At 67.1% G+C, this 7,479-nt stretch carries 5 protein-coding genes; all 5 read left to right on the top strand.

Annotation, left to right across the window (positions count from 1 at the left end; translation table 11 throughout):
* Positions 1-2,402 (top strand): excinuclease ABC subunit UvrA (gene uvrA, locus SZ60_RS08265; RefSeq protein WP_082059968.1); only part of this gene is annotated, 2,402 nt, incomplete at its 5' end.
* Positions 2,399-4,306 carry an excinuclease ABC subunit UvrC gene (uvrC, locus tag SZ60_RS08260; RefSeq protein WP_043595018.1) on the top strand — a complete coding sequence of 636 codons (1,908 nt, stop codon included), beginning with the start codon at positions 2,399-2,401 and terminating at the stop codon, positions 4,304-4,306. The genes uvrA and uvrC, both read left to right, overlap by 4 nt.
* Before the next feature lie 40 nt (positions 4,307-4,346).
* Positions 4,347-5,228, top strand: a complete 882-nt coding sequence (gene rapZ / locus SZ60_RS08255; RefSeq protein ID WP_043595017.1) for an RNase adapter RapZ — start codon at positions 4,347-4,349, stop codon at positions 5,226-5,228.
* A 68-nt stretch (positions 5,229-5,296) separates the two neighbouring features.
* Positions 5,297-6,277, top strand: a complete 981-nt coding sequence (whiA, locus tag SZ60_RS08250; protein WP_043595016.1) for a DNA-binding protein WhiA — start codon at positions 5,297-5,299, stop codon at positions 6,275-6,277.
* Between the two features lie 171 nt (positions 6,278-6,448).
* Positions 6,449-7,453, top strand: a complete 1,005-nt coding sequence (gene gap / locus SZ60_RS08245) for a type I glyceraldehyde-3-phosphate dehydrogenase (protein WP_043595015.1) — start codon at positions 6,449-6,451, stop codon at positions 7,451-7,453.
* The last annotated feature ends 26 nt before the right edge of the window (positions 7,454-7,479 follow it).

Here is a 7,479-nt window from a genome sequence, read left to right as displayed (position 1 = left end):
GCTATTCCCGGGCCATCGTCGACGGTGAGCAGATCCAGCTCAGTTCCCCGCCCAAGCTGAAGAAGCAGATCAAGCACGACATCTCGGTCGTCGTCGATCGCCTCGTCGCCTCCGATCAGGCGCTGACCCGTCTGACCGACTCCCTCGAGACCGCCCTCCGCCTGACCGACGGCCTGGTCACGATCGACTTCGTCGACACCGACGAGGGCGCAGCCGGCAAGTACCGGACGTTCTCCGAGAAGCTCTCGTGCCCGAACAACCACCCCGTCCAGCTCACCGAGATCGAGCCTCGGACGTTCTCGTTCAACGCCCCCTTCGGCGCCTGCCCCGAATGCTCCGGTCTCGGCACCAAGATGTCCGTCGACTCCGACCTGCTGCTCGGCGACCCCGAACTGAGCCTCGCCGACGGTGTCATCCTTCCCTGGACCCAGTCCGGCAAGGGTCTTTACAACTACTTCCAGAAACTCCTCGAGGGTCTGGCCGGCGATCTCGGCTTCAGCCTCAAGACTCCGTGGCACGACCTGCCCGAGAAGATCCAGCACGCCGTCCTCCAGGGCAACGACTTCGAGGTCACGGTCAAGTGGCGGAACCGTTTCGGGCGTGAGATGACGTACTCGACCGGTTTCGAGGGTGTGATGCCCTACATCGAGCGCAAGTACGCCGAGGCCGAGACCGACACCCAGCGACAGCGCTACGCGTCCTACCTCCGCGAGATCCCGTGCGTCGTGTGCAAGGGCAAGCGGCTCAAACCCGAGGTCCTCGCCGTCCTGGTCGACGGGAACGACATCGCGACCGTGTCCGAGCTCAGTCTCGCCGACGCCTTCGAGTTCATGAACAGCCTCACCCTCACGACCCGCGAGGCGCGCATCGCCGCCCAGGTCCTTCGAGAGATCCGGGTCCGACTCGAGTTCTTGCTCGAGGTGGGACTCACGTACCTCTCGCTGGCCCGCGCCGCCGGGTCCCTCTCGGGTGGCGAGGCCCAGCGCATCCGCCTCGCGACCCAGATCGGCTCCGGCCTCACCGGAGTGCTCTACGTCCTCGACGAGCCGAGCATCGGCCTGCACCAGCGCGACAACCGCCGCCTGATCGACACGCTGGTCAAACTCAAGAACCTCGGCAACACGCTGATCGTCGTCGAGCACGACGAGGACACCATCAAGACGGCCGACTGGGTCGTCGACATCGGTCCGGGTGCCGGCGTCAACGGCGGCACGGTCGTGCACTCGGGCAGCTACGAGGACCTCGTCGCGAACACCGACTCGTACACGGGCGACTACCTCGCCGGACGGCGCTCCATCGAGACCCCGACCAGCCGTCGTCCCGTCGACAAGAAGCGCATGATCTCGGTCGTCGGCGCCAAGGCCAACAACCTGCGCGACGTCACGGTCGACTTCCCCCTGGGTACCTTCGTCGCCGTGACGGGCGTCAGCGGTTCCGGCAAGTCCTCCCTCGTCAACGACATCCTGTACAAGGTCCTGGCGAACCAACTCAACGGAGCCCGTCAGATCCCCGGCAAGCACACACGTGTCACGGGGCTCGACGCCCTCGACAAGGTCGTCCACGTGGACCAGGCGCCGATCGGCCGCACCCCGCGCTCGAATCCCGCGACCTACACGGGCGTGTTCGACCGAATCCGCACCCTCTTCGCCGAGACGACCGACGCGAAGGCCCGCGGTTACCTTCCGGGTCGGTTCAGCTTCAACGTCAAGGGCGGCCGCTGCGAGAACTGCGCGGGTGACGGCACGATCAAGATCGAGATGAACTTCCTGCCCGACGTCTACGTGGCCTGCGAGGTCTGCGGCGGCGCGCGGTACAACCGCGACACCCTGGCGGTGCGGTACAAGGGCAAGAACATCTCCGAGGTCCTCGAGATGCCGATCAGCGAGGCCGCCGAGTTCTTCGCCCCCATCTCGGCGATCTCGCGCTTCATGTCGACCCTGGTCGACGTCGGCCTGGGCTACGTGCGACTCGGTCAGAGCGCCACCACGCTGAGCGGTGGCGAGGCCCAGCGCGTCAAGCTCGCGACCGAGCTGCAGAAGCGATCGAACGGTCGCAGCGTCTACGTGCTCGACGAGCCGACCACCGGTCTGCACTTCGAGGACGTCCGCAAGCTCCTCCTCGTGCTGAACGGTCTCGTCGAGAAGGGCAACACCGTCATCACGATCGAGCACAACCTCGACGTCATCAAGTCCGCCGACTGGCTCATCGACATGGGCCCCGAAGGAGGCGCGGGTGGCGGTACCGTCATCGCCACCGGTACGCCCGAGCACCTCGCCACCGTGTCCGAGAGCCACACAGGCGTCTTCTTGAAGGAGATCCTCGAGTCGGGTCACACCGTGCCTCGCGTCCAGAAGAAGAAGGCCACGCCGACGCGACGTCGGGAGGCCGTCGAAGCCCGATGAGCAACACCGTCTCCTGGCGCCCGAAGGCGGGCGAGATCCCGACAGACCCTGGCGTCTACCGCTGGCGTGACGAGCGGGGCCGGGTCTTGTACGTCGGCAAGGCCAAGAACCTCCGGGCCCGGCTGAGCAACTACTTCGCCCCGCTGCCTTCCTTGCACGAACGAACCCGACGGATGGTCCTGACGGCGAGGTCGGTCGAATGGACCGTCGTGGGCAGCGACATCGAGGCCCTGCAGCTCGAGTACACGTGGATCAAAGAGTTCGATCCTCCGTTCAACGTCAAGTTCCGCGACGACAAGACCTACCCCTTCATGGCCGTCACCCTGGCCGACGAGGCGCCCCGGGTCATGGTCACGCGGAACCCGCGCATCAAGGGGGCCAAGTACTTCGGGCCGTACCCGAAGATCTGGGCGGTCCACGACACCATCGACCTGATGATCAAGGTCTTCCCGATCCGCACGTGCTCCGACAGCAGCTACAAGAAGGCCATGCAGACGGGCAAGCCCTGCTTCCCGGGGCAGATCGGTCGTTGCGGCGGGCCCTGCTCGCACAAGGTGTCGATCGAGGAGCACCGGGCGATCGTCGACGAGTTCGTCAAGTTCATGGGCAGCTACGACAAGCGGGTGATCGCCGACCTCCAGCGCTCGATGAAGACGGCCGCCGTCGAGCAGCGCTTCGAGGACGCAGCCACGTACCGTGACCAGGTGCAGGCCCTCGAGGCCGTGCTCGACAAGTCGGCGGTCGTCCTCCGCGACAACGTCGACCTCGACCTCTACGCCCTCGCCGAGGACGAGCTGGCGGCCGCCGTCCAACTCTTCACGGTGAGGGGCGGTCGCATCCGTGGTTCCCGCGGATGGGTCGTCGACAAAGAGATCGACATCTCGACCGGCGACCTCGTCGAGCAGGTCCTGCAAGGCATCTACACGGCCGGCGCCGAGCTTCCCCGCGAGATCGTCGTGACCGAGACCCCGGACGACAACGACGCCCTCGAGAGCGTGCTGAGTTCCCTCCGCGGGCGCGGACGGGTGCAGATCCACACGGCACAGCGAGGTGAGAAGGCGAACCTGATGCAGACGGCGACCCTCAACGCGCAGCAGTCGCTCATGCTCTACAAGACCCGTCGCAGCGCCGACTTCGCCACCCGGTCGACCGCCCTGGCCGACATCCAGGAGGCCCTCGGCATGAGCGACGCTCCCTTGCGCATGGAGTGCTACGACGTGTCCCACCTCTCGGGCACGAACATCGTCGCCTCGATGGTCGTGTTCGAGGACGGCCTGCCGCGGAAGGACCAGTACCGGCGATTCAACATCCCGCAGTCGACCGACGACACGGAGTCGATCTACCAGACCCTCAGCCGCCGGCTCTCGCGCCTCGACGACGAACTCGCCCCCGTCGAGGAGGTGGGTGAGCAACGCAAACGGTTCGCGTACCGCCCCAACCTCCTCATCGTCGACGGCGGACAACCCCAGGTGGCAGCGGCCCGACGAGCACTCGACGACGCCGGCGTCACCGACATCGCCCTGTGCGGCATCGCGAAGCGGCTCGAAGAGATCTGGCTGCCCGACGACGACTTCCCGGTCATCCTGCCGCGCAACAGCGACGCGCTGTTCCTGATCCAGCGCATCCGGGACGAGGCGCACCGGTTCGCGATCACACACCAGCGGCAGCGACGCAAGCGTGACATCTCGACGCAACTGGCCGAGATCCCGGGGCTGGGCCCCTCCCGCGTGGCCGTGCTCCTGAAGCACTTCGGCTCGGTCAAGCGACTGAAGGACGCCGAGCTCGCCGACATCTCGGCGATCCGCGGCATCGGACCGACGCTCGCCGCGGCCGTCGTCGAACGCCTCCGCGGAGCCGAAGACGTGACCGTCGACGACGCCGCGCCCCCCACGAGCCCCGCCTAGACTCGATTCACCGCCCGCCGACCCGGAGGACACCACCGACATGAGCGACGTCAGCGAACAGCAAGAGGTCCTGATCGTGACGGGCATGTCCGGTGCCGGGCGGTCGACGGTCGGCAACGCCCTCGAAGATCTCGACTGGTACGTGGTCGACAACCTGCCCGCGCAGATGCTGCGACCGTTGCTCGACCTGGCCGAGCGCGCGGGGGACTCGCTCCCCAAGATCGCGGCCGTCGTCGACGTCCGCGGCGGTCGTCTCTTCAGCGAGGCACAAGAGGCCGTCCGCACCCTCCGGGCGAGCATGCCCAGCAAGGTGCGCGTGCTCTTCCTCGACGCGACCGACGCAGCCTTGGTGCGGCGTTTCGAGCAAGTCCGGCGGCCACACCCGCTGCAGGGCGACGGCACGTTGCTCGACGGCATCCTCGCCGAGCGTGCACGGATGGAAGAACTCCGAGAGACCAGTGACGTGATCATCGACACGTCAGAACTCAACATCCATCAGCTGGCCACGACGATCTCCGAGAAGTTCGCCGAGACCGACCGTGCCGGGGTGCAGGTGACCGTCCTCAGCTTCGGGTTCAAGTACGGCCTGCCCACGGACGCCGACATGGTGGGCGACGCACGGTTCCTCCCCAACCCGTTCTGGGTGCCCGCACTCCGGCAGCAGTCGGGGCTCGACGAACCCGTGACGACGTACGTCATGCAGCAGGACGGGGCACGGGAGTTCGTCGACGCCTTCGCCGCCTCGCTCGTCCCCGTGTTGTCGGGCTATCAGCGTGAGAACAAGAGACACGCTACGATCGCCATTGGCTGCACCGGGGGCAAACATCGATCGGTCACCCTCGTGGGTGAACTGGCGGCGCGTCTGCGTGGACTCCCCGGCGTGGCCGTCAGCGTGAAACACCGCGACCTCGGCCGAGAATGACCCACCGAGGTCCTTCAGCACGCCCGTGTACCGACGACAAGTCGACCTGACGAAAAGGAACAACCGGAGTGGCCCAGACTGCCGACGTCAAAGAAGAACTCGCCCGCGTCGAGGTGAGCAGGACGACGATCCGGGCTGCCGAGCTCGCCACCGTCCTCCGTTTCGCCGGGGGACTGCACCTCATCTCCGGTCGGATCGCGGTCGAGGCAGAACTCGACTCGGCGCTCATCGCTCGACGGGTCCGCAAAGACCTGGCCGAGCTGTACGGGGCGCGGAGCGACGTGGCCATGACGGCTCCCTCGGGGTCACGACGCACGCCCGGGTTCCTCGTGCGGGTCCACGAGGCCGGCGAGACGCTTGCCCGTCAGACAGGACTCATGGACGCCCGCCGACGACCCGTGCGCGGCCTGCCGAACCGGCTCACGACCGGCTCGCGCGACGATCTCGCCGCGATCTGGCGCGGGGCCTTCCTCGCCCAGGGCTCCCTGACCGATCCCGGTCGTTCCGCCTCGCTCGAGGTCGTGTGCCCCGGCAACGAGACCGCCATGGCGCTGGTCGGGGCCGCCGGCCGACTCGGCGTCGCGGCGAAGGCCCGCGAGGTCCGCGGCGTCCACCGCGTGATCATCCGTGACGGCGAGGCCATCGGCACCATGCTCAAGGTGATGGGTGCCGAGAAGAGCGTCACCGACTGGGAAGAGATGCGGCAGCGCCGGGAGGTGCGCGCGACCGCGAACCGACTCGTCAACTTCGACGACGCGAACCTGCGACGCTCGGCCCAGGCCGCCGTCGCCGCCTGCGCCCGGGTCGACCGGGCCATGGAACTCCTGGGCGACGACATCCCCGATCACCTCAAGTACGCGGGCGAGCTGCGCCTGGCCCATCGTGACGCCAGCTTGGACGAACTCGGTCACCACGCCGACCCCCCGATGACCAAGGACGCCGTCGCCGGACGCATCCGCCGTCTCCTCGCCATGGCCGACAAGAAGGCCAGCGACCTGGGCCTGCCGGGTACGGACGCCAATCTCCCGAACGACCTCGACCTCGACTGACGACCGGCGGAGCGGGTCCCGTGACGTCACGGGACGACGAATCCGAGGGGGCTGCTGCTACTGTCGTAAGCGGTGTCCGACCCGAGGTCATCGAGAGTTCGGGCGTCGCCACGGGCCTGGTCGCCCACACCCTCCACGCGTCCCCACGACGCCTGATCATCAGGAGTTTCATTGACCGTCAAGATCGGCATCAACGGCTTCGGTCGCATCGGCCGTAACTACTTCCGCGCGGCGCTCGCCAAGGGAACCGACATCGAGATCGTCGCCGTCAACGACCTGACCGACAACGCCGCCCTCGCGCACCTCCTCAAGTTCGACTCGATCACGGGTCGTCTCGACGCCACCGTCGAGCTGGACGGCGACTCGATCGTCGTCGACGGCAAGCCGATCAAGGTGCTCGCCGAGCGCGACCCCGCCAACCTGCCCTGGGGCGAGCTGGGCGTCGACATCGTCGTCGAGTCGACCGGCTTCTTCACCAAGGCCGAAGACGCGCGCAAGCACATCACCGCCGGTGCCAAGAAGGTCCTCATCTCGGCTCCTGCCACCGGTGACGACGCCACCATCGTGTTGGGCGTGAACGAGGGCATCTACGACCCCGCCAACCACCACATCATCTCGAACGCGTCGTGCACGACGAACAGCCTCGCGCCCCTGATGAAGGTGTTCCTCGACAACTTCGGTGTCGAACGCGGTCTCATGACGACCGTCCACGCGTACACGGCCGACCAGAACCTGCAGGACGGCCCGCACAAGGACCCCCGTCGTGCCCGCGCCGCCGCGCTCAACATCGTCCCGACGTCCACCGGTGCCGCCAAGGCGATCGGCCTCGTGATCCCCGAGCTCGCCGGCAAGCTCGACGGTTACGCCCTGCGTGTTCCCGTCCCCACCGGCTCGATCACCGACGTGACCCTCGAGACCAGCACACCGGTGACGGTCGAGCAGATCAACGCCGCGTACAAGGCCGCTGCCGAGGGCGAACTCAAGGGCATCCTCGCCTACTCCGAAGACCCGCTGGTGTCCACCGACATCACGACCGACCCGCACTCGTCGATCTACGACTCCGGGCTCACCAAGGTCATCGGCAACCTCGTCAAGATCACCTCGTGGTACGACAACGAGTGGGGCTACTCGAACCGCCTCGTCGACCTGACGAAGTACGTGGCCGACCGCCTCTAGTCCGACCTCGATGCCCCGGCCCTCAC

The sequence above is a fragment of the Frigoribacterium sp. MEB024 genome (assembly GCF_000878135.1).
Classification (GTDB): Bacteria; Actinomycetota; Actinomycetes; order Actinomycetales; family Microbacteriaceae; genus Frigoribacterium.
Note: the sequence above shows the minus strand (reverse complement) of the source record. Positions and strands in the feature narration are given on the sequence as shown.

What these genes read in the sequence shown, in the direction of transcription:
- rapZ (WP_043595017.1), top strand. Translation starts at nt 4,347, where the DNA reads ATGAGCGACGTCAGCGAACAGCAAGAGGTCCTGATCGTGACGGGCATG.
- uvrC (WP_043595018.1), top strand. Translation starts at nt 2,399, where the DNA reads ATGAGCAACACCGTCTCCTGGCGCCCGAAGGCGGGCGAGATCCCGACA.